Here is a 21,411-nt window from a genome sequence, read left to right on the forward strand (position 1 = left end):
CTCAGTTGTGAGACGGATTCCCTATTTTAGTTCTGTTTTTTTACTTTAAAATGACTTCATAAATCTTGCTCCAGTTTTTCCCTGTAACGAGCATGTTTTCTCCTTTGAAAGCGATGCCATTCAGCACATCATCATTGCCTGTGGTGTTTTGTTTTGCAATGTTGCTAAAATCAAGAATTCCTGCCACTTCACCATTAGCCGGATTAATTTTTAGGATGATATCTTTCTGCCAAACATTAGCATATATAAATCCATTATGATACTCCAGCTCATTGATCTGGTCATATCCTTCGGTGTTGCTTGCCACGGCAATGGATCTTACAATTTGTGACGGATTATCAGGATTCAGGAAATAAATAAATTTAGTTCCGTCGGAAACGATGAGGTTTTTTCCATCATTGGTCATTCCCCAGCCTTCAGCCATAACGCTAGGATAAGTAAATTCTTTTATTAATTTGATATTAGAATCATAAATAAAACCTTTCTTAGATTTGTAAGTTAGCTGGTAGATTTTATCTCCGAAAACAGTTAATCCTTCGGAAAATTCATTATACTGAGGAACTTCTTGAATGGGCTTAGTGCTTCCAAGATTATATTTTATAATTTTAGACTTACCTTCCAGACCTACACTCTCATAGATAATGTTGCCATGGGCTTCAAAACCTTCTGTAAAGTAATCTGTGTCGTGAGGATATTGATTCACGATTTCATAGTTCAGTTTTTCAGGAGCAGTTTTCGCAAAAACATTAATCGTAGCATCCTGTTGTAAAACTTCGCCGCTTTTGGTTTTGATGTTGAAGGTAATGTCATTTTCTCCAAGCGAAAAAAAGCTCGGGTCTATTGTCAGCTTATCGGTTTCTTTGTCATTATAAGTAATGGTGATGGCTTCTGCATAATCCAAAACATTTTCGGGGATCTGGATTTTGTCCCCAAAATGATAACCCTGGTTTTGTTTCCCTATATTATAGTCGTTTAACGCAGTAAGGATTTCTTTGTCTTTATTACAACTTGCAAGTATAAGCAAAGCTAAGGCAGATGATATGAAAATTTTCTTCATTCGAAATAGATTTGTTCCGATAGTTTTACATCATCGGAGAAAGCTCAAAAATACAAAATAATAGAAATTAAAATTTCATAAAATTTTATTAATTTAAACATAATATGTAGATTTGTAAATATGATAACAATTGTTGCTGCAATAGGCCGTAATAATGCCTTGGGAAAAGATAACCAGCTACTGTGGCGTCTTCCAAAAGATCTCAGACATTTCAAAGAACTCACCGAAAATCATCCTGTGGTAATGGGCCGTAAAACTTATGAAAGCATCGGTAAACCGTTGCCCAACCGTACTAATATTGTTGTCAGCAGAAAATCTGGCTGGTTTGAGGAAGGGATTTTGATAGTCTCCACATTGAAAGAAGCACTCAAATTTGCAAAGAAAATTAATGAGAAAATTTTCATCCTTGGCGGCGGCGAGATTTATAAACAAACGATGGATCAGGCAGATCGTCTGGAAATTACTTTAGTAGATGCGGAACCCGATGCAGATACTTTTTTTCCGTCAATCGATCCTAAAATCTGGCAGAAAACAGATGAAGAATGTTTTGAGAAAGATGAAAAGAATGAATATAGTTTTTGTTTCCAGACCTTCGAGAGGTTAATGAAGTCCTAATTAAAATTGGATATCAACCCATCTATCAATTATCAATTATCAATTATCAACCCCCAACCATCAACCATTTAAATGGATTATCCAAGCAAAGTTTTGTCGAAAGCCGTGGAAGAAATTGCAGGTTTGCCGGGAATCGGAAAAAAATCTGCGTTGCGACTTGCGTTGCATCTTCTTCGTCAGCCTTCATCTCAGGGTATTGCTTTGGGTAGTGCAATTCAGACTTTGGTTACAGACATTAGGTATTGTAAAGACTGTCATAATTTTTCGGATTCCGAGATCTGTGATATTTGTAGTGATGAGAAAAGAAATGATGAGTTGCTTTGCATTGTAGAAGATGTGCGGGACGTGATGGCAATAGAAAATACCGGAAAGTATAGAGGTAAATATCTGGTTCTGGGCGGTAAAATTTCGCCAATGGAAGGTGTTGGACCTAGTCAATTGCGCATTGGAAGTATCGAAAAGAAGCTGAATGAAGGTGTTGTAAAAGAACTCATATTTGCACTAAGCGCAACAATGGAAGGCGATACTACCGCTTATTATATCTATAAAAAATTCAAAACACAGCAGGTTTTATTTTCCAGCATTGCACGGGGAATTGCTGTTGGCGATGAATTGGAATATGCAGATGAGATTTCTCTAGGAAGATCTATTACCAATAGAACGGTTTATAACGAGGCAACGTGATGAAACTTAGTGTGATTATTGTTCATTATCAGGTAAAAGATTTGCTTAGAAACTGCATACTTTCCATCAAGAAGTATTTTCACGGCTTTGAGTATGAAGTTATCGTCGCGGATAATAATTCGCCCAACCCGGAATGGAAATCATTAATTTCAGAATTTCCGGATGTCTTTTTTTTGTCATTGGAAGAGAATCTTGGTTTTTCCAAGGCCAATAATCTGGCGGCGACGTACGCAAAAGGCGAATATGTTTATATACTGAATCCCGACACGGAAATAGAGGGCGATTATTTTAAGGAAATTCTAGATTTTGCCGATAGCCAGTTCGAATTTGGTGCATTGGGATTAAGAATGCACAATGCAAAAGGCGAGTTTTTGCCGGAGAGCAAAAGGTCTGTTCCGGCGCTTATCAATTCATTTGAGAAACTTTTTACACCGTTCAACAGGAGTTCTAAAAGCTACTACAGAAATGATGTCGGCGAGTTTGAGATCGCTGAGGTCGATATTATGACAGGCGCCAATCTTCTGGTGAAGAAATCTGTTTACGCACAAGTTGGTGGATTTGATGAGCAGTATTTTATGTACGGCGAAGATATTGATCTTTGCTATACAATCAGACGATCGGGCTTCAGGAATTTCTATTACGGAAAGTATTCAATCCTTCATTATAAAGGCGAAAGCACGGTGAAAGATGAAGTCTATCTGGGACGTTTTTATTACGCAATGGCTATTTTCATTGGAAAGTATTACAAAAAACAAAAGCCTTTACAGTATCTGCTGATGAAATTTGGGCTTACGATAAAACATGCTTCTGACTTAAGAAAACTTACTCATCTTTCTCCAGAGGAAAAGTAGCTTCTTCTGCAAATCTCCGTAGAGCATTCATTTCATCTTTTGCTTTAAATTGCCCTAATCGTGCGGCAGCATAAGTTAATCCAATAAGCACAAGAACTAAAAAAGAACACGGTAGTGCCCAGGGATAGTTATGGGTGTTGATCTGCTTTTCTACATAATAGAGTGTGAAAAAAACCATCCAGCCTACTGTAAACAAAAAATATAAAAACATAAAAAAAGTCCACACAGCCGAAGTAGGACCATAGATTCCTCGTATTGCCGTGATGTTATCATCTCTTTCTATACGAAGAGCTAGGTTCGGTTTCCAATAATTATTTTCATTGGTTTTCACGAAAATTGTTGCTACTTCACGGTTGATATTGCCAAAGAATTCATCCTTATGAATGTCGAGATAGGCTCTTAGGTTTTTCTCGCAGTCTTCTGGAGAAAGATCAGTATACATTTTAAACCGAGGTCTGTTTCTTATATGATTCAGAGTTTCTTTCATGGTGTTTTTTTTGGTTAAATTTAAAATTATTCTTCGATGTAAGGAATGGGATCTTCCAGAAACAAATCTATTTTTCTGCGAATCTCATTGCGTTTTATTTCTACACTCACCGTTTTGCGTTCATCGGTTTTTAGAATTTGATGAATTTTGTATAATGTGAGTTCATTAGCTTTTTTGCCATCTATATTTGTGATTTCATCCCCTTTTATAATCCCCGACTTCTGTGCAGAAGAATCTTTCCTTGTTCCCGAAACTTTGAAAACGGGTTTCAGGCTGAATTTATATTGAAATTTATCCGGAGCGTTATCTATCACATTTATTTCATTACCTGCAGAGTTTCTTTTTGAGGTTTCCACTTTTACCTGTTCTTTTTCCCAAACCAGTCCGTCTTGTTTGATTTCCAGTCCGCTTCCGTCAATCAGGAAAGGGTCATTCAGGTGTTTGTTGGGTCGGAAATAAACCCTCTCTTCAGGATAATTAAACACCAAGGTAAACCTTCTTAATACTTCCGAACCGATGGATCCCTTTCTGTCTTTGACGATTTTCAGATGCTGGATAGAATATTCATCAGGCATTGATGCGATGGGTTTATTCATCCGGAATTTCCCTATATATAAGGAGTTGATGCGGCTTCGTTTTCCGAAAATATCACCGCTAAAACCACGACCAAGAAAATCATCAACATTAGGACGATTGTAAATAAAATCCTTAATCAAAGTCGGGAAAAGCCATACCGAATCTGTATTTCCAAGATCTAGCAGCAGCTTGGAACGCTGTTTATCATGCTTCATCTCTACATCTGCATACATATAAGGTTTATTCATCTCTACGCTGATAGGAAATTCTGAAAATTTTAGGATCTTTTTCGGCAATTCTGAGCTGTCTTTGTAAACTGTAATGGTTTTATTGATGTAATTGATTTCCAGAGGATGGTTTTTAAAGAAATAGTAACCAATAATGCCGTTTACAGGAACGCCAATATCTTGGGAAATGTTGAAATCTTCATCTAGTACTATGAAAACAGTGTGAGATCTGTCTACATGATTTTTACCAATCTTTATTTCGTTATTGATGGATTTTAGAGCATCTACACTGACCGTTTCTCCTAATCCGCGAAAAGTAATCTTCTCAACATTTCTAAAATCTACATTCTTGTCTTCCAAGCTAAAAAGTAAGGTTTCCGATATTCCAGAATCCAACATAAAATTGAGTTCCACACCATTTACGATCATCGGGACGAAAATAAGGTTGTTAATGAGCTTGAATTTGATTATGGTTTTATCAGCGTTTTCAAGTATAAAACCTTGTTGTCCAAATATTAAGCAACTTATAAATAATAATATAAATAGATGGATTTTCATAAAATAAAGTTACAAATTTTTACAAGTGCAAGTATAAAAATTAATTTTCTTGTTTAATTAATCTATATGTATATCATTATTTATTTTGGTTAATAATATTTTATTGGAATGTTTTTTGATAAGTTTTCAATTTATTTTAATAATTATTGATATATATTTAATTTAATATGAATTCAAGATGAAGAACTTATTACTTAGCCTCAGAACAAATGATTTAGACGAAGTGGTTTTCGCTAATAGAAATAAATCTTACGGTGCTTATGCCCTTAGAAATGATTATTCCAATCAATTGACCAAAGCATTATTTATTGGAATAGCATTTTTTGCTTCTGTGTCCGCTGTTCCACTAGTGATGAATGCTTTTAAAAGTGAAGTTTTGTTACCAAAAGATGATTTCTCCGGAAGAGAGATTCTTGTCATTAACGATACTGAAACTCCGAAGCCGAAGCCAGACAATACAACTCCTGTAACAGTAAAGACAGTTGCTAATCCGGAAGTTACACCGGTTCGTGAAATTCAGAAAAAAACATCATTGCCAACCAAAAAAGATTTTGAAGGTGCTGCAATTGGTAGTGAAACGAAAGACGGACCAGAAACAACATTTGCTGTTGCGCCGCCTATCTCTGTTGGTCCACCGGCAGTAACACCTTATCAACCTCCTGTGGCGCCTCCTGCTCGAGTAGAAGACCCAAATGTTATCATTGATGGTGCTAAAGCAGATGTAGCAGCGGATTTCAAAGGAGGAATCAATGCTTTTCGTCAGAAAGTTGCACAGGGTTTTGATACTTCATCTATAGATCAGTCTGGGATGGTTTCTGCAACCATCACTTTTGTGGTGGAAAAAGATGGAAGCATTTCTAATATTAAAATCACCGGTGCTAATGCAGATTTTAATCAGGAAGCGGAAAGAACGGTAAAGTCTATTAAAACAAAATGGACGCCTGCTCAGCTGAAAGGAAAAGCTGTTCGTTCGTCATTCAGAATGCCAGTTTCTATGAGAATAGAGTAGTTTGATTAACAGACTTCTAATTTATTAAATATTACCTTCATATAATTATCCACATTTCAATCTGAAATGTGGATAATTTTTTTAGAGACCAAGTCATTAATTAACAATACTTTAACTGACAGGCGACTTTTTCAAAATAGTCTACGTGGTAAAAAATTGTATTTTTGAAGATTAAATTAATGTTTATGGCAAAAATTATAGGTGTTGCAAACCAGAAAGGTGGTGTTGGTAAAACAACGACTGCTGTTAACTTGGCATCTGCACTTGGTGTATTGGAAAAAAGAGTTCTTCTTATAGATGCAGATCCACAGGCTAATGCAACGTCCGGACTTGGTGTGGAAGAAGTTAATTTTTCGACATATAATTTACTGGAACATAGTGCGGAAGTTATAAAATGCATCTTGCCGACCAGTTCGCCTAACGTTGATATCATTCCTTCTCATATCGATCTTGTGGCTGCGGAAATAGAATTGGTAGACAGGGAAAATAGAGAATACATGCTTCGCGAAGCTCTGAAGTCTGTTAGAGATCACTATGATTATATTATTATAGATTGTGCACCTAGTTTAGGTTTGATTACAATCAATGCGCTGACAGCCGCAGATTCTGTTATCATTCCGATTCAGTGTGAGTATTTTGCATTGGAAGGTTTGGGAAAATTACTTAATACAATTAAAAATGTTCAGAAAATCCATAATCAGGATCTGGATATAGAAGGACTTTTGCTTACAATGTATGACAGCCGACTCAGATTATCAAATCAGGTAGTAGAAGAAGTCAATTCTCATTTCCCGGAGATGGTTTTTGAAACCATTATCAGCCGGAATGTGCGTCTGAGCGAAGCGCCAAGTTTCGGAGAAAGTATCCTAAGCTATGATGCAGAAAGTAAAGGTGCGATACAATATATTCAGCTGGCGGAAGAAGTCTTGCTGAAAAATGAAAAATTAGTTAAAAATTAATAAGCAGGAAGTCTGAAGACGGAAGATGAAAGTTTTCTTAAAACCCATCTTCCGACATCCATCATCCAACTTAACAATATGAAAGACAAAAAAAGAGCAATGGGACGTGGTTTGGGAGCAATCCTGAATGCGGAAAGCAAAACCAATATCAATACAGCTTCAGACGAAGGTGCAAAAAACCTCGTAGGAAATATTGTTGAAGTCCCGATTGAAGATATTTACGCCAATCCCAATCAGCCAAGAACTTATTTTGATGAAAAAGCACTGAATGATTTGGCCGAATCTATTAAGAGCCTTGGAATCATCCAGCCGATTACATTAAGAAAAGATTGCGAAAAGTTCGAGATTATTTCCGGGGAAAGACGTTTCCGAGCCTCCAAAATTGCAGGCTTAAGTTCGATTCCTGCGTATATTCGTTTAGTTAATGACCAGGAATTGCTGGAAATGGCTTTGGTAGAAAACATCCAAAGAGAAGATCTGGATCCAATAGAAGTGGCGCTCACATACCAAAGACTTTTGGATGAGGTTGGGATGACTCAGGAAAATCTAAGTCAGCGTGTCGGGAAAGAGAGAAGCACAATTACAAATAGTGTTAGGCTTTTGAAATTGTCTCCGGACATCCAAAACGGAATCCGAAGCGGGCAGATTTCCGCCGGGCACGGTAGAGCCATTATGAGCCTTGATACAGACGAAAAGCGAAAAGACCTTTTTAGCAGGATTATCAAAGATCAGCTCAACGTAAGACAGGCAGAGCAACTTGCATCTCAACTTAAAAATTCTCCGGATAAGGGGAAGGTTGTAAAGAAGTCTATCATTCCGAATCACGTAAAGAAAGCGCAACAGAACCTGTCCAATATTCTGAATGTGAATGTCGAGATAAAAACTTCGGCTAACGGAAAAAAGGGAAAGATTGTATTGGATTTTAAAAACGAAGAAGAGCTGGAAAGCATTCTTGCTCATATACGATAAATGAAAAAGTTACTTTCGGTTTTATTAGTACTTTCATTCAGCCTGTTTTTTTCTCAGGTAAACCCAAACGATACAATTCGTGTGGAAAATCTTCCGAAAGACAGTATTCCGGCTGCCAAGCCACGTACAGAGCCAGAGATTGTTGGGAACATCACCAATAGCAATGCACCTGCAAAAATTCAAAAATTCAGCCCGACCAAGGCTGGTTTATATTCTGCGGTTTTGCCGGGATTAGGACAATTTTATAATAAAAAATATTGGAAAATCCCCATCGTTTGGGGTGCTGTTGGAACAGGCGTTGGAATAGCAATTTGGAATGATAAGAACTACAGACGCTACCGCAATGCTTTTGTGGCAGAACTGAACGGACTTCCGCATGAGTTTTCCGGGATTACTGGTGTAGACAAAGATGTTTTAGGAAATGCACAAGACAGATTCAAAAGACAGCGCGATTACGCTATCGGGATTGCAGGACTTATTTATATACTTAATATTGTAGATGCTGTGGTAGATGCTCATCTTTATGAAGGTAGAAAAGATCCTGATTTGGCGCTTACGCCAGCGGTAATTAATGATAGGTTCAGTAACTATGAAAGTAAGGCTGGCCTGGCACTCACTTTTAAATTTTAAATTAATATTAAATAATGAAAATAGCACTTGTAGGTTACGGAAAGATGGGCAAGATCATTGATGAAATTTCCCTGAGCCGCGGACATGAAGTGGTGGCAAGATTAAAGGAAACGCCAAACAGAGAATCATTAAAAGATGCCGATGTGGTGATCGAATTCTCTAATCCTGAAGCTGCTTTTGAAAATATAAAAGTATGCCTGGAAAACAAAATTCCTGTGATATGTGGTACAACCGGCTGGTTGGATAAAAAACCTGAAATCGAAAGAATAGCTGTTGAACAAAACAGTGCATTTTTGTACGGTTCCAATTTCAGTTTGGGTGTCAATCTGTTTTTTGCAATCAACGAAAAACTGGCAAAATTGATGAATAACGTTGATGAATATCAATGTCAATTAGAAGAAATCCATCACATTCACAAAAAAGATGCACCAAGCGGAACGGCGATTTCCATTGCCGAAGGTATTATCGAAAATTCTAAATACGAAGCCTGGAAACTGGATGAAACCAAGGATAAAGAATTAGGTATTTTTGCCATCAGGGAAGATGAAGTTCCTGGAACGCACAGTGTTTTCTATAGATCTGAAGTAGATGAGATAGAAATCAAACATACCGCTTTCAACAGGAATGGATTTGCGCTGGGAGCGGTTATCGCTGCAGAATGGATTGTAGGAAAACAAGGTGTTTTTTCTATGAAAGATGTTTTGGGTTTATAAAAAACTGTAACAAAATCATCTCATAAAAAACTAATTAATAAAAATCAGCAAAAGGCGAAGAGCCCATTGCAAAAGCCAACCTATGGATTACATTATTACTTATAGCATTTATGTCCTCATTATCAGTGTTCTGATGGGACTTACCACTTGGAAGTTGTTTAAAAAAATGGGTTATAACCCCCTTTTTTCATTCATTCCTTTCTACAATTATCTCATCATTCTGAAAGAGACCAACCATCCGAAATGGTGGTCAGTTTTGTCTTATCTTCCGATAGTCGGACCCATTATGATGTCGGCTTTTCATATTTTCCTGATGCGAAAATTTGGAAAAAGAGGTTTTGTCAATGGATTATTGACCGTGTTGCTTCCGTTTATTTTTATGGCAACTGTCAATTACGGTAAAGATACGGAAATCGAAACGGAAGAAGAGGAGGAAGAAGGTAAGAAAAAAGAAACTTTCCTGGGTTCCGTGACTTTTGCAGTTGTTTTTGCAACCATTATTCACGCCTTCATCACGCAGCCTTTCGGGATTCCGACAGGTTCCATGGAAAGAACGCTTTTAGTCGGTGATTTTCTTTTTGTGAACAAATGGGCGTACGGCTATAGAATGCCAATGAGACCTGTGGCTTTGCCATTTTTACAAGGAACGATTTTCGATACAGGTCAGAAAGGTAATCCTAAAGACGATCCAAAATCTTATGTAGAAGCGGTAAAATTACCTTATCTAAGGTTACCGGGTTATGATGAAATCAAAAGATATGACATCGTGGTGTTCAATTATCCGCAGGATTCTGTTCATACAGCGATTGATAGGAGAGATCCTTATGTAAAAAGATGTGTTGGGATTCCTGGCGATGTTCTGGAGTTCCGTGCAGGAAGATTATTTGTAAACAACCAGCCTGAGAAAATCCTTGGCGATGAAGAACAACAGCACGGATACATAGTAACGACCAGCGCACAGCTGGATATTCCGCAGCTTTATAAAGCTTATGGATTTCTGCCAGTTCAGGAAACCCAATCCAATTCAGGTTTTATCTATATATTCCAAGGTCTTACAGATGCCATTGCAAAAGATATCAAAGGACTTCCGGAAGTGACAGAAGTAAAAGAAATGGTTGAAGAGAAGGGTGAAGGCGCTTTAAGATTCAAACTCAACGCAGATAAAACAGCCTACACTAAAAATATTGATACCACCCAGTCCATTTATCCCATCAACAAACCTTGGAATCAGGATTGGTACGGGCCGCTTAGAATCCCGAAAAAAGGAGATGTTGTGAAATTGGATCAGGAAACTTTGCCAACTTATCAATGGATCATTTCCGAATACGAGCATAATAAACTGGAAAACAAAAACGGAAAAATCTACATCAACGGTCAGGAAACCAACCAATATACCATCAAACAAAATTATTATATGATGATTGGGGACAACCGTGATGCGTCTCTTGATGCCAGATTTTTTGGCGTAGTTCCGGAAGAAAATATTGTCGGGAGACCGATGTTTACTTGGATGAGTTTGCAAGGCGCTTTCAAAGATGCCAATTCTTCTTACCAGGCACCATTCAAAGTACGTTGGGACAGAATGTTCAAAGCAACCAATACCGGCGAGAAAAATAAAACTTCCTATTGGTGGATCGCTGCCGGAATCCTCATTCTCTTCTTCGGATGGGATTATTTTGTCAAATTCTTCAAAAAGAAAGAAGACGAATAAAATTTTTAGGAGCTCAATCCCGCTATCCACTATATCTTTTTTGTTTTTTCACAAAGTTTGTTATTCCAAATATAGTGAGCACAAAAAAAACAAAAAAGGATGCCGCTTCTATCGGGGCTATGGGCTTTCAGTTTCAAAAATAACAATACAACACTTTGCCATAGGTTTATTATCTTTGGCAAAGTTTTTTTAATAGCAATAATGAAAAACAAAATTCTTTTACCGATATTTTACCTTCCGCCGATTTCCTGGTTCTCTATATTTTTAGATGGAGACAATCATATTTTTCTGGAGCAATTCGAAAACTTTCCGAAGCAGACTTACAGAAACCGAACTGCAATTTATGGGGCCAACGGAAAACTGCCGCTCATCATTCCAATCAAACACAACGGAAAGCGGGAAATGAAAGATATTGAAATCTCTTATTCGGAAGACTGGCAAAAACTGCACTGGAAATCTATAAAAACAGCTTACCAGAGCACACCATATTTCGAGTTTTACGAAGACAGACTGAAATCAATTTTTGACGAAGAAATCAGCTCACTACTGGAATTCAATCTAAAAACGATCAAAGTGATCCTTCAGATCCTGAAAACAGAAAAAGATTTTCAGCTTACGGAAGAATATATCAAACAGCCCGAAGCTCAGGATTTAAGGGAGCAATTCTCAGCAAAAACTGAGTCTAACTTTCAGATGGAAGCTTATTACCAAAGCTTCGCGGATAAATATGGTTTTATCAAAGACCTTTCAATTTTGGATTTGCTTTGTAACATCGGACCAGAAAGTATGACCTATATGAAAACTATCAAACTCAATTAATATTCAGAAAATTTTATTTTTTAACATCTGTAATAATTGAACTAAATATATAATTTAATATGAAAAAATTATTGATAGCAGCGGCATTCTATGCAGGTTTTGCAACGATTGCAGCTCAGACAGCAACCCCGAACGATAAAGACCAGAAAACGTGGTATCATAAAGATTATGCCACCACAAAAGTTTACGGTGTCAATACAGAAAATGCTTACAAATTTTTGGAGTCAAAAGGACTAAAGCCGAAAACCGTAGTAGTTGGTGTCTTAGATAGTGGCGTGGAAGTAGATCATCCGGGATTGGCAAAAAATATGTGGAAAAATCCGAATGAGGTTCCAAATAATGGAAAAGATGATGATGGAAATGGATATGTTGATGATATTTTCGGTTGGAATTTTCTTGGCGGCAAAAATGCTGACATAGATGTAGATAATATGGAAGTCACAAGAGTGGTAAAAAAGTACCAGTCTGTTTTCGAAGGATCTGATTCTGTAAAAAACAAGGAAAATCAAGCTAAGATGCCGGAGGAGTTTGCAATGTATATGAAATCCAAAGAAATCTTCACCAAAAAAAGTCAGGAGGCAAAACAGAATGTACAGCTTTACACTATGATTAAGAATGCCATTCCAGATATGGTGAAATTGCTGGGAGATAAAACCTTGACAAAACAAAATCTATCTACCATAAAACCATCTACTCAGCAAGAAGCTATGGCGATGCAGGTTCTAGCTCAGGTGTCTAATGATCCTCAGGTGGCAGGAAAGTCTGCTGCGGAAGTAAAAACTTACATGGATGCACAGATGAAGGAAGCACTGGATTACTACGCGCCTCAAGCTGAGAAAGGATACAACCTCGACTTCGATCCAAGAAAAGAAATCGTGGGTGATAATTATGATGATTATTCTGAAAAAAATTATGGAAATAATCATTATGAAGGCCCAGACGCAAAGCACGGAACACACGTCGCGGGTATTATTGCCGGATTGCCTAATGGTTCTGAACCCCAATTTGGAGTGGCTTCTAGAGTTGCAAAGATCATGACGGTTAGAGCTGTTCCGGATGGCGATGAAAGAGATAAAGATGTTGCAAATGCAATCCGATATGCTGTGGACAATGGTGCGAAAATCCTTAACATGAGTTTTGGTAAGCCTGTTTCTCCAGGTAAGAATGTCGTGTGGGATGCCTTCAAATATGCTGAAAGTAAAGGCGTACTTTTGGTAAAAGCTGCCGGTAATGAAAATGAAGATATTGCTGAACACCAGTATTTTCCTACCAACTACAAATCAACTTCTGATGAAAAGCCTTTTGTCAATAATATGATAGTTGTAGGTTCTAATACCAATGATGCCAACGCTTTGAAATCAAGCTTTTCAAACTATAACAAAAAAATGGTAGATGTTTTTGCACCGGGCTCGGAAATCTATTCTACGGTTCCAGACGGGAAATATGAATATTTACAAGGAACTTCTATGGCATCTCCGGTAGTTGCTGGTGCATCAGCTGTTTTATTGGCTTACATGCCAAATCTGAAACCAGAACAGATTATCGAGTCATTAGTAAACACAACCAATGCAAGTACCAATAACGGATTTGAAAATCTTTCCAGATCTGGAGGAGTAATTGATGTGGCCAAAGCAGCAGAATATGCTTATAAGAATTTTTATAAAGCTGAAGTGCCTAAAAAGTCGACTAAAAAACCTGTAAAAAAAAACAAAGCTAAATAAGGCTTTAGACAAAACAAAAATTTAACACGTTTAGCATAGTAAAAAAAATCTGAGACATCCTCAGATTTTTTTTTGTTTTTATCCTTTGGCATAATTTTTAATAATAATTTAGAAGTAAATATAAAACTATGAGAAAATTAATTTTTTTAGGAATGTTAGGTACAGCTTTAGTAGCTACTTCCTGCTCATCCAAGAAAACTGGAGTGAGCGCTGGTGAAGCACAGGCGCTTCGTGCAGATGTAATGAAACTAAAAGGTCAGTGGGATATTTCCAATATTGACTTTGATAGAAATTATTCCATAAAACCGTTTGATGAAGGTGCAAGTATCAATTGCTTTGTGGGCAGTTCTTGGACTCTTATTCCGAATAATTATACGGGAACTTATACGCTACATGGTGAAAATGGCTGTCCTTCTAAGATTCAGGCAATTACTTTTAGTGTAGATAAAAACAGTGTTGTCTCTATCAAAAAAGTGGGAGATGGAGAAAAAGCGAAACGTGTTTTGTCTGGTTACAAGCTAATGCTAGAAAATCCAACTGCAGATTCGTTCACTTTAGTACAATCTCTTACAGCAGATGGAAAAGCGATGGATGTACGATATAATTTTGTAAGAAAAGGTAAATAATAAACACTTTTAAAATGAAAATAAATAAACTAAACATAGCAGCATTTTTTATCGCTGGTTCACTATTGCTAACAAGTTGTGAATCAGTCCAAAATGCTAACAATACTCAGAAAGGTGCTGCTATCGGTACCGCAGCAGGTGCTGTAATTGGTGGTATTCTTGGAAACAATATTGGTAAAGGAGGAAACGCGCCACTTGGAGCAGTCCTAGGAGGTGTTGTCGGTGGGGTTGCCGGCGGTGTGATTGGTGACAAAATGGATAAGCAGGCTAAAGAAATCAAAGAAACATTGCCTGGTGCCGAAGTAGAAAGAGTAGGAGAAGGTATTAAAGTTACGCTAAACGAAAATACTGTAAATTTTGATTTTAATTCTGCTAATCTTACGACATTAGCTAAAAGTAATTTAGATAAATTGGTAACAGTTCTGAAAAATAATCCTGATACTAATATCAATATTTATGGTCACACAGATAGTATTGGTACAGATGCGGTAAACCTAAGAATCTCTTCTCAAAGAGCCGCTGCAGTTAAAAACTATTTTGTGGCTAATGGTATTTCCGCTTCCAGAATGTTTACGGAAGGTCTTGGAAAGTCTAGCCCGATTGCATCCAACGATACAGATGCAGGAAGAGCTAAAAATAGAAGAGTAGAATTTGCAATTACTGCAAACGAGAAAATGATTAATGATGCAAAGTCTGGTAATTAACAGAAAATAGCATTATATATTCAATAATAATAAACCGCAATTTGCGGTTTTTTTATTTTAATGCTACTTTTGTAGGATTATTGAAACACAGGATGAAAAAGTACTTAAAACTAATGCGTGTAGAACAATGGGTAAAAAACTTATTCGTTTTTGCACCATTATTTTTTTCAGGCAATATTATGAACGCACATCTTTTTTATGAGAGTTTGTTTGCATTTGTAGTATTTTCATTCACAGCAAGTTCAATTTACATACTAAATGATTATGTTGATATAGAATCCGACAAAAAGCATCCTGAAAAAAAAAACAGACCTCTCGCTAGTGGAGCAGTCTCCAAGATGGGAGCAAAATTTTTATTCGTATTATTAATTCTTTCTTCAGTAGTATCAATTTTTGTAGGAAACTATATTTTTCAGGTCAGTTTGTGGAAATTCGGGGTTATTATAATGACCTATTTTATTCTGAATATTTTCTATACTTTTAAACTGAAACACGTTGCCATTGTGGATATCTGTATTATTGCGCTGGGTTTTGTGCTTAGGGTTTTAGCAGGTGGTTACGTCACGGGGATTATAGTTACCAATTGGGCTATCTTGCTCACATTTGTTTTAGCATTAGTTTTGGCAATTGGAAAAAGAAGAGGAGAGCTTATCAATGCGCAGGTTTCCGGGAAAACAAGAAAAGCTTTAGATGGTTATAATGTTCAGTTTGCGGATATTGCGTTGTCTATCAGCTGTACTCTCGCAATTATTTGTTATCTCATGTTTACGCTTTCACCGGAAGTGCAGGCAAGATTCCACCCTCGTGTTTTTTACACCGTGATTTTTGTGGTTTTTGCTTTCCTGAGATATCTCCAGCAGACACTTGTTTACAATAAAACAGAATCACCAACCAAAATTGTTTATAAGGACCGGTATATCCAGATTACAATTGTTTTATGGGTCATTGTTTTCCTTTTACAAATCTACTTTAAGTGATAAATTTATTACTTTAAAAAACCAACAAATCACGATGAAAAAATTTACTGCGATTGTATTGTGCGAAAAAAAATATTCATAGATGAAGCCGAATTTTATTCAGAGAGTTACAAATTGGGGAAATTTCCCTGTTGTAGAAAAAGAAATGAAATCGGATGATTCTCTTTCTAAAATAAAACAATTTGTAAGAGAAAATAATGAAGTGATTGCCAGAGGTAATGGCCGATGCTACGGCGATGCTTCTCTTGGTGAACATATTTTTTCTACCAAAAGACTCAATAAATTTATTTCATTTGACAGAATTAACGGAATCATAGAATGTGAAGCTGGCGTTCTATTGTCAGAAGTTTTAGAAGTATGCGTTCCACAAGGTTATTTCCTTTACGTTACTCCCGGAACTAAATTTGTTTCTGTTGGAGGTGCAATAGCATCCGATGTTCACGGAAAAAACCACCACGCAGAAGGCTGTTTCTCAGAATATGTCATTGAATTCAAATTATTGAATGAAAATTCAGAAATCATAACTTGTTCCCGCGAAGAAAATTCAGATAAATTCTGGGCTACAATTGGCGGAATGGGCTTGACGGGAATTATTCTCTCAGCTAAATTCAAACTGAAAAATATAGAATCTGCTTATATAAGACAAGAAAGCATCAAAGCTGAAAATCTGGATGAGGTGTTCCGATTGTTTGACGAGAGCGAAGATTGGACCTATAATGTGGCATGGATAGATTGTTTCCAAAAAGGAAAAAATCTTGGTCGTTCTATTTTGATGAGAGGTGAACACGCTATGAAGGCAGAATTACCTTCTAATCTTCAGAAAAAATCATTGAAATTAAAAGAAAAATTCAAACCGACAGTTCCGTTCTATTTTCCCGGATTTGTCTTGAATGCTTTAACCATTAAGATTTTTAATTTCCTTTATTACAATAAGCAAACGAAGAAACAACTCAATAATTTCATCGATTACGAAACCTTTTTCTATCCCTTGGATGTCATCAATGATTGGAATAAAATCTACGGAAAAAGCGGATTTATTCAGTATCAAATGGTAATTCCGAAAGAAAACGGAAAAGAGGGGATGAAACAAATTCTTGACGCCATTGCAAAAAGTGGAAACGGTTCTTTCTTAGCTGTTTTGAAGCTTTTTGGAAAGCATAATCCTCAAGCATATAACTCTTTTCCAATCGAAGGTTATACTTTGGCATTAGACTTTAAAGTTAATAAAGGATTGAAAAAACTAGTTGACCAACTGGACACCATTGTTGAGAATTTCGGAGGAAGAATTTACTTAACAAAAGACAGTATGAGCAAATCTTCTTTGACCAATTATCTTCAAAATGTGGATTCGTCTAAATTCGTTTCATTGCAACATAAAAGAATTATCAATAACAATTAATAATTCATAACTAATAATTAATAATTTATATGATTGTTCTTGGTTCCAATTCCGAAGTTGCACAAGCATTTGTAGAAGAATGTTTGGCTAAGGGAGAAAAATTTTCCACAATTTATTTGTTGAGTTCCAATCCGGAAACGACAGAGAAATTTGCAGGTCATATCAATGTGAAATTTCTTCAGCATTCTGAAATTATTACGTTGGATTTGATGAAAGAAATTGATTATAAAACTTTGGAAAACATCAACTCCGATTTATTGTTTTGTGCCTCTGGTTATCTCGGTTTAGGAACGGAAGAAGGACTTTATGATGATGAAAATACAGCTCAGATTATTGATGTCAATTTCGCAAAATTAGTTCCTGTTCTCAATTTCTTCGCCAAAAAAATGGAATCCAAAAGAACCGGAGCAATGATCGTTTTATCATCCGTTGCTGGCGAAAGAGGAAGACAAAGTAATTTCATCTATGGAAGTGCCAAAGCCGGGTTGACAGCTTATTTGAGTGGATTGAGAAATTATTTATTCGATAAAAAAGTTCAGGTTTTAACGGTAAAGCCAGGTTTTATGGATACCAAAATGACTGAAGGTTTACCTTTGAATCCAGCGTTGACAGCAACGCCTAAAAAAGCTGCAGCAGGAATTTATAAAGCTTACAAAAATAAAAAAGATGTTGCGTACGTTTTACCAATTTGGGCTATTATTATGATGATCATCAGAAATATTCCTGAGTTTATTTTTAAAAAATTGAAATTATAATAATGAGAATCTGGTTCTTTTTTGCTTTTACGTTTTTATTCAATTTTATCAGTTCGCAAACTTTAGATAAGAATATTGATATAGATAATTTTTTAAAAGATAAAATTAAAAGAGATGATGTTTATGATAATGATATTAGGATTAGGCTCGATTTCGTAAATAGTTTGGATAAAAAAATATTAATAAACTATATTCAAACGCCAGATAGCTTAATTAAAAATCTCAATAAATCAGAATTCGAAGCAGTTAAATTGTTGTATGAAATATATGAAAGGGAGTTAAAAAAAATGAATGATGAATTTTACTATAATAGTAAAGTCAATTATAAGTCTCTAACTTCCAAATCTAGAATAAATAATTTACTACTTGTAGATGAGCTGAATACATATCCAGATTCGTATTCAATTATTTATAATAATGAGCTGTTAAAGTTTAAATACTCAAATTTAAACAAAGTGATAAATGTCTTATCTGAGATTTTCCAGAAAAATGAAAATATGCTTTCAGGAATTTTGAATGATGTTAGCAATTTTAAGAAGGGATTTGTGGACAAACCTCTTTATTATCCAACTTGGGAGAAACCTGAAATTATTTTATTATATAACAAAATAAATGTTGTTTTGTGGTGTTACTCAAATTCAGAAGAAAATTTTATAAATTTAAAGAAGAAGACTTTTGGAAATTAGAATATGAAAAAACTATACTTATTCGACTTCGATGGAACTTTAACTTACAAAGACACGATGTTTTTGTTTTTGAAGTTTTATGACCCAACCAAATTTTCTGTTCAGTTTCTCAAACACGTTCCGCTTTTTATTTTATTAAAAATGAAATTAGCAGATGCAGAAGCTGTGAAAAAGAGTTTAATTTCATCGATTCTAAAAGGTCAGTCAAGATATCAAATAGAAAAAAAAGCGCAGTTGTTCTTCGAAGAAAATTATCCAAGTATTTTCAGAGAAAATGCATTAGACTTTATTAATAATATCGATAAAACTCATACAGAATCTTATATTGTTTCAGCGTCTTTGGATATTTGGGTAAAACCTTTTGCTGAGAAATTCAATATGAAATTGCTTTCTACGCAGGCAGAGTTCAAAAATGATATTTTCACAGGAAAATTCGTGGGGAAAAACTGTAATAAAGAAGAGAAAATTAATCGAGTTAAACTTGAAATTGGAGATAAGAAATTTGATAAAATCATCGCTTTTGGAGATACTTCCGGAGACAAAGCCATGTTCAAATTCGCCAATGAATCTCATTACCGATTTTTTCACTAATTTAGTGCTTTAATTTTTCAGCCTTTTTTCTGGCTTCTAATCGTATAAAAATGGAAAGAATTTATCTGGATAACGCAGCAACTACGCCTCTCGACGATGAGGTGATAGACTGTATGGTGAATGTTTTAAGATACAATTATGGCAATCCGTCATCAACGCACAGTTTGGGACAAGAAGCCAAGACCATTTTGGAGGAAGTAAGGCGAAAGATTGCAGATTCTTTGAAAGTAACTCCGGGAGAAATCGTTTTCACATCCTGTGGAACGGAATCCAATAATATGATTATCAAATCTGCAGTCAATTATCTCGGTGTTGAAAGAATTATTACTTCGGCTTTGGAACACAAATGTGTTGCTGAAACTTGCCTTGAAATGAAGAAATTGAAAGGCGTAGAATTGGTTTATTTAAGACCAGATTCAAACGGAGACTTTGATTTGAATAAATTAGAAGAAGTTCTAAAATCCTCAGACAAAAAAACTTTGGTAACATTGATGCACGCCAATAACGAAATCGGGAATCTTCTGGACATTGAAAAAGTAGCACATCTTTGCAAAGAAAATAATACATTGTTCCATTCTGATACAGTTCAGACAATGGCGCATTTGGATTTGGATTTCTCAAAAATTCCGGTTGATTTTGCATCTTGCAGTGCACACAAATTCCACGGGCCAAAAGGTGCTGGATTTGCTTTTGTAAGAAAATCTTCAGGTCTGAAAGGAATCATTACAGGCGGACCTCAAGAAAGAAGTTTGAGAGCTGGAACTGAGAATGTAACCGGAATTGCAGGTTTAGGAAAAGCTTGGGAAATTTCTCAAAAGAAAATGGAAGATTATAAGAATCATATTCAAGACATTAAGAATTATACAATCCAACAATTAAAAGAAAAAATTGCGGGCGTAAAATTCAATGGAAGAAGTGCAGAAGATAGCAGTTTATATACAGTTTTGAATCTTTTACTTCCTTATAAAAATCCTTTGATTGGATTGCAATTGGATATGAAAGGGATTGCCATTTCGCAAGGAAGTGCTTGTAGTTCTGGTGCGGCAAAACCATCAATGGTTTTGATGTCTGTTTTGTCGGAAGATGATTTAGAGAATTCAACACCAGTAAGAGTTTCATTCAGTCATTTTACGAAAAAGTCTGATATTGATGCTTTTATAAATGCATTAGAAGAAATAGGTCAGCAATTTGTTATAGAAAAAGCTGATAGTTTACATAGATAACCAACAGAAGAAACAAAAATTAAATTTTGTAATTTTGTTTAATAAAACAATAAAGAAAAAGAAATCATGGCAGTAGAAATTACAGATCAATCCTTTCAGGAGACAGTACTAAATTCAGATAAACCAGTTTTAGTGGATTTTTGGGCAACTTGGTGTGGACCTTGCAGAATGCTTGGACCAATCATCGAAGAAGTTGCTGCAGATTTTGAAGGTAAAGCGTTAGTAGGAAAAGTGGATGTAGATAATAATCAGCAGGTATCTGTAGATTATGGTATCAGAAATATTCCTACGGTTCTGATCTTCAAAAATGGAGAAGTGGTAGATAAAATCGTTGGTGTGGCACCTAAAGAAGTGATAGCAGAAAAACTTAATTCTTATTTGTAAGAAAATAATTATATTGAAAATGAGCGTCTTTCTTTTTGAAAGGCGTTTTTTTTTGTAAAAAATTTGTAGATGTAAATTATTGTTGTATTTTTGCAACCACAATAACGAAGGGTATTATCCTTTAGTTATGGAAAAAGATCCGGTAGTTCAGCTGGTTAGAATGCCGCCCTGTCACGGCGGAGGTCGCGGGTTCGAGTCCCGTCCGGATCGCATAAAGTTTATCAATTACTTTTCAAAAAATTGATCCGGTAGTTCAGCTGGTTAGAATGCCGCCCTGTCACGGCGGAGGTCGCGGGTTCGAGTCCCGTCCGGATCGCAACTATTACAACAAAGTAATACAAAATGCAGTAAAATAGAGGTTTTACTGCATTTTTTGTTTTATGCCGGTATCAAAAAGAGTCAAATTTTCACAATCTGTCAGTGACCTATTCAGTGACCTATCGAGAAGGTTGAAAAAGGAGGATTAGTTTCAAAACTTGG

The 21,411-nt window shown here is 36.0% G+C and carries 23 protein-coding genes and 2 tRNA genes; 22 read left to right on the forward strand and 3 right to left on the reverse strand.

What is annotated here, in order from left to right:
- Nucleotides 1–40: 40 nt before the first annotated feature.
- Nucleotides 41–1,057, reverse strand: coding sequence for a glutaminyl-peptide cyclotransferase (locus EGH73_RS06610; RefSeq protein ID WP_123281197.1), 1,017 nt, complete (start codon nucleotides 1,055–1,057; stop codon nucleotides 41–43).
- Between the two features lie 120 nt (nucleotides 1,058–1,177).
- Between EGH73_RS06610 and EGH73_RS06615 the strand changes: the two genes are divergently transcribed.
- The 3 genes from EGH73_RS06615 to EGH73_RS06625 all read left to right on the forward strand — a co-directional run bounded on the left by EGH73_RS06615 (nucleotide 1,178) and on the right by EGH73_RS06625 (nucleotide 3,207).
- Entirely contained in the window at nucleotides 1,178–1,672 is a 495-nt protein-coding gene (locus EGH73_RS06615; RefSeq protein ID WP_123281198.1) for a dihydrofolate reductase, read from the forward strand.
- Nucleotides 1,673–1,744: 72 nt separating this feature from the next.
- Nucleotides 1,745–2,356, forward strand: coding sequence for a recombination mediator RecR (gene recR / locus EGH73_RS06620; RefSeq protein WP_123281199.1), 612 nt, complete (start codon nucleotides 1,745–1,747; stop codon nucleotides 2,354–2,356).
- The gene (locus EGH73_RS06625) at nucleotides 2,356–3,207 is read left to right on the forward strand and encodes a glycosyltransferase family 2 protein (protein ID WP_123281200.1); all 852 of its coding nucleotides are present in this window, start codon (nucleotides 2,356–2,358) and stop codon (nucleotides 3,205–3,207) included. The genes recR and EGH73_RS06625 overlap by 1 nt, the downstream gene beginning before the upstream one ends.
- Here EGH73_RS06625 and EGH73_RS06630 read toward each other — a convergent pair.
- A complete protein-coding gene (locus tag EGH73_RS06630; RefSeq protein ID WP_245985458.1) occupies nucleotides 3,179–3,649 on the reverse strand; it encodes a hypothetical protein in 471 nt (156 codons plus the stop codon). The genes EGH73_RS06625 and EGH73_RS06630 overlap by 29 nt on opposite strands.
- 71 nt (nucleotides 3,650–3,720) lie before the next feature.
- Complete coding sequence (locus EGH73_RS06635) at nucleotides 3,721–5,055, reverse strand: aspartyl protease family protein (protein WP_123281201.1); 1,335 nt, start codon at nucleotides 5,053–5,055, stop codon at nucleotides 3,721–3,723.
- A gap of 178 nt (nucleotides 5,056–5,233) precedes the next feature.
- On the opposite strand from EGH73_RS06635, the gene EGH73_RS06640 reads away from it, so the two are divergent.
- From EGH73_RS06640 to EGH73_RS06730, 19 genes are all read left to right on the forward strand, one after another.
- Nucleotides 5,234–6,064 carry an energy transducer TonB gene (locus tag EGH73_RS06640; protein WP_123281202.1) on the forward strand — a complete coding sequence of 277 codons (831 nt, stop codon included), beginning with the start codon at nucleotides 5,234–5,236 and terminating at the stop codon, nucleotides 6,062–6,064.
- Between the two features lie 185 nt (nucleotides 6,065–6,249).
- Nucleotides 6,250–7,023: a ParA family protein gene (locus tag EGH73_RS06645; RefSeq protein WP_089770700.1), complete on the forward strand. Its 774-nt coding sequence runs from the start codon at nucleotides 6,250–6,252 to the stop codon at nucleotides 7,021–7,023.
- 78 nt (nucleotides 7,024–7,101) lie between these two features.
- The gene (locus EGH73_RS06650; RefSeq protein ID WP_123281203.1) at nucleotides 7,102–7,992 is read left to right on the forward strand and encodes a ParB/RepB/Spo0J family partition protein; all 891 of its coding nucleotides are present in this window, start codon (nucleotides 7,102–7,104) and stop codon (nucleotides 7,990–7,992) included.
- Nucleotides 7,993–8,622 (forward strand): DUF5683 domain-containing protein, encoded by a 630-nt coding sequence (locus EGH73_RS06655; protein ID WP_123281204.1) that lies wholly within the window; start codon nucleotides 7,993–7,995, stop codon nucleotides 8,620–8,622.
- Between the two features lie 14 nt (nucleotides 8,623–8,636).
- Nucleotides 8,637–9,335, forward strand: a complete 699-nt coding sequence (gene dapB, locus EGH73_RS06660; RefSeq protein ID WP_123281205.1) for a 4-hydroxy-tetrahydrodipicolinate reductase — start codon at nucleotides 8,637–8,639, stop codon at nucleotides 9,333–9,335.
- Between the two features lie 82 nt (nucleotides 9,336–9,417).
- Nucleotides 9,418–11,046: a signal peptidase I gene (lepB, locus tag EGH73_RS06665; RefSeq protein ID WP_123281206.1), complete on the forward strand. Its 1,629-nt coding sequence runs from the start codon at nucleotides 9,418–9,420 to the stop codon at nucleotides 11,044–11,046.
- Between the two features lie 201 nt (nucleotides 11,047–11,247).
- On the forward strand, nucleotides 11,248–11,865 hold the full coding sequence (locus EGH73_RS06670; RefSeq protein WP_089770695.1) for a WbqC family protein: 618 nt from the start codon (nucleotides 11,248–11,250) through the stop codon (nucleotides 11,863–11,865).
- 59 nt (nucleotides 11,866–11,924) lie between these two features.
- Nucleotides 11,925–13,586: a S8 family serine peptidase gene (locus tag EGH73_RS06675; RefSeq protein ID WP_123281207.1), complete on the forward strand. Its 1,662-nt coding sequence runs from the start codon at nucleotides 11,925–11,927 to the stop codon at nucleotides 13,584–13,586.
- Between the two features lie 128 nt (nucleotides 13,587–13,714).
- Entirely contained in the window at nucleotides 13,715–14,212 is a 498-nt protein-coding gene (locus EGH73_RS06680; RefSeq protein ID WP_123281208.1) for a lipocalin family protein, read from the forward strand.
- Between the two features lie 14 nt (nucleotides 14,213–14,226).
- A complete protein-coding gene (locus EGH73_RS06685; protein ID WP_123281209.1) occupies nucleotides 14,227–14,916 on the forward strand; it encodes an OmpA family protein in 690 nt (229 codons plus the stop codon).
- Nucleotides 14,917–15,008: 92 nt separating this feature from the next.
- Nucleotides 15,009–15,893, forward strand: coding sequence for a decaprenyl-phosphate phosphoribosyltransferase (locus tag EGH73_RS06690; protein ID WP_123281210.1), 885 nt, complete (start codon nucleotides 15,009–15,011; stop codon nucleotides 15,891–15,893).
- An 82-nt stretch (nucleotides 15,894–15,975) separates the two neighbouring features.
- A complete protein-coding gene (locus EGH73_RS06695) occupies nucleotides 15,976–17,292 on the forward strand; it encodes an FAD-binding oxidoreductase (RefSeq protein ID WP_123281211.1) in 1,317 nt (438 codons plus the stop codon).
- Between the two features lie 29 nt (nucleotides 17,293–17,321).
- Entirely contained in the window at nucleotides 17,322–18,047 is a 726-nt protein-coding gene (locus tag EGH73_RS06700) for an SDR family NAD(P)-dependent oxidoreductase (RefSeq protein WP_123281212.1), read from the forward strand.
- Nucleotides 18,048–18,049: 2 nt separating this feature from the next.
- The gene (locus EGH73_RS06705) at nucleotides 18,050–18,733 is read left to right on the forward strand and encodes a hypothetical protein (RefSeq protein WP_089770688.1); all 684 of its coding nucleotides are present in this window, start codon (nucleotides 18,050–18,052) and stop codon (nucleotides 18,731–18,733) included.
- A gap of 3 nt (nucleotides 18,734–18,736) precedes the next feature.
- Nucleotides 18,737–19,324, forward strand: coding sequence for an HAD family hydrolase (locus EGH73_RS06710; protein ID WP_123281213.1), 588 nt, complete (start codon nucleotides 18,737–18,739; stop codon nucleotides 19,322–19,324).
- 50 nt (nucleotides 19,325–19,374) lie between these two features.
- A complete protein-coding gene (locus EGH73_RS06715; protein WP_123281214.1) occupies nucleotides 19,375–20,547 on the forward strand; it encodes a cysteine desulfurase family protein in 1,173 nt (390 codons plus the stop codon).
- A gap of 66 nt (nucleotides 20,548–20,613) precedes the next feature.
- The gene (gene trxA / locus EGH73_RS06720; RefSeq protein ID WP_123281215.1) at nucleotides 20,614–20,931 is read left to right on the forward strand and encodes a thioredoxin; all 318 of its coding nucleotides are present in this window, start codon (nucleotides 20,614–20,616) and stop codon (nucleotides 20,929–20,931) included.
- A 136-nt stretch (nucleotides 20,932–21,067) separates the two neighbouring features.
- Nucleotides 21,068–21,141 (forward strand) — tRNA-Asp (locus EGH73_RS06725).
- A gap of 32 nt (nucleotides 21,142–21,173) precedes the next feature.
- Nucleotides 21,174–21,247, forward strand: a tRNA-Asp gene (locus EGH73_RS06730).
- Nucleotides 21,248–21,411 lie beyond the last annotated feature (164 nt).

The organism is Epilithonimonas hominis, assembly GCF_003730015.1.
GTDB lineage: Bacteria > Bacteroidota > Bacteroidia > Flavobacteriales > Weeksellaceae > Epilithonimonas > Epilithonimonas hominis.

Excerpts from the sequence above, each read along its gene's own strand:
- EGH73_RS06610 (WP_123281197.1), bottom strand. The coding sequence starts at position 1,057 with ATGAAGAAAATTTTCATATCATCTGCCTTAGCTTTGCTTATACTTGCA.
- EGH73_RS06615 (WP_123281198.1), top strand. The coding sequence starts at position 1,178 with ATGATAACAATTGTTGCTGCAATAGGCCGTAATAATGCCTTGGGAAAA.
- recR (WP_123281199.1), top strand. The coding sequence starts at position 1,745 with ATGGATTATCCAAGCAAAGTTTTGTCGAAAGCCGTGGAAGAAATTGCA.
- EGH73_RS06625 (WP_123281200.1), top strand. The coding sequence starts at position 2,356 with ATGAAACTTAGTGTGATTATTGTTCATTATCAGGTAAAAGATTTGCTT.
- EGH73_RS06630 (WP_245985458.1), bottom strand. The coding sequence starts at position 3,649 with ATGTATACTGATCTTTCTCCAGAAGACTGCGAGAAAAACCTAAGAGCC.
- EGH73_RS06635 (WP_123281201.1), bottom strand. The coding sequence starts at position 5,055 with ATGAAAATCCATCTATTTATATTATTATTTATAAGTTGCTTAATATTT.
- EGH73_RS06640 (WP_123281202.1), top strand. The coding sequence starts at position 5,234 with ATGAAGAACTTATTACTTAGCCTCAGAACAAATGATTTAGACGAAGTG.
- EGH73_RS06645 (WP_089770700.1), top strand. The coding sequence starts at position 6,250 with ATGGCAAAAATTATAGGTGTTGCAAACCAGAAAGGTGGTGTTGGTAAA.
- EGH73_RS06650 (WP_123281203.1), top strand. The coding sequence starts at position 7,102 with ATGAAAGACAAAAAAAGAGCAATGGGACGTGGTTTGGGAGCAATCCTG.
- EGH73_RS06655 (WP_123281204.1), top strand. The coding sequence starts at position 7,993 with ATGAAAAAGTTACTTTCGGTTTTATTAGTACTTTCATTCAGCCTGTTT.
- dapB (WP_123281205.1), top strand. The coding sequence starts at position 8,637 with ATGAAAATAGCACTTGTAGGTTACGGAAAGATGGGCAAGATCATTGAT.
- lepB (WP_123281206.1), top strand. The coding sequence starts at position 9,418 with ATGGATTACATTATTACTTATAGCATTTATGTCCTCATTATCAGTGTT.
- EGH73_RS06670 (WP_089770695.1), top strand. The coding sequence starts at position 11,248 with ATGAAAAACAAAATTCTTTTACCGATATTTTACCTTCCGCCGATTTCC.
- EGH73_RS06675 (WP_123281207.1), top strand. The coding sequence starts at position 11,925 with ATGAAAAAATTATTGATAGCAGCGGCATTCTATGCAGGTTTTGCAACG.
- EGH73_RS06680 (WP_123281208.1), top strand. The coding sequence starts at position 13,715 with ATGAGAAAATTAATTTTTTTAGGAATGTTAGGTACAGCTTTAGTAGCT.
- EGH73_RS06685 (WP_123281209.1), top strand. The coding sequence starts at position 14,227 with ATGAAAATAAATAAACTAAACATAGCAGCATTTTTTATCGCTGGTTCA.
- EGH73_RS06690 (WP_123281210.1), top strand. The coding sequence starts at position 15,009 with ATGAAAAAGTACTTAAAACTAATGCGTGTAGAACAATGGGTAAAAAAC.
- EGH73_RS06695 (WP_123281211.1), top strand. The coding sequence starts at position 15,976 with ATGAAGCCGAATTTTATTCAGAGAGTTACAAATTGGGGAAATTTCCCT.
- EGH73_RS06700 (WP_123281212.1), top strand. The coding sequence starts at position 17,322 with ATGATTGTTCTTGGTTCCAATTCCGAAGTTGCACAAGCATTTGTAGAA.
- EGH73_RS06705 (WP_089770688.1), top strand. The coding sequence starts at position 18,050 with ATGAGAATCTGGTTCTTTTTTGCTTTTACGTTTTTATTCAATTTTATC.
- EGH73_RS06710 (WP_123281213.1), top strand. The coding sequence starts at position 18,737 with ATGAAAAAACTATACTTATTCGACTTCGATGGAACTTTAACTTACAAA.
- EGH73_RS06715 (WP_123281214.1), top strand. The coding sequence starts at position 19,375 with ATGGAAAGAATTTATCTGGATAACGCAGCAACTACGCCTCTCGACGAT.
- trxA (WP_123281215.1), top strand. The coding sequence starts at position 20,614 with ATGGCAGTAGAAATTACAGATCAATCCTTTCAGGAGACAGTACTAAAT.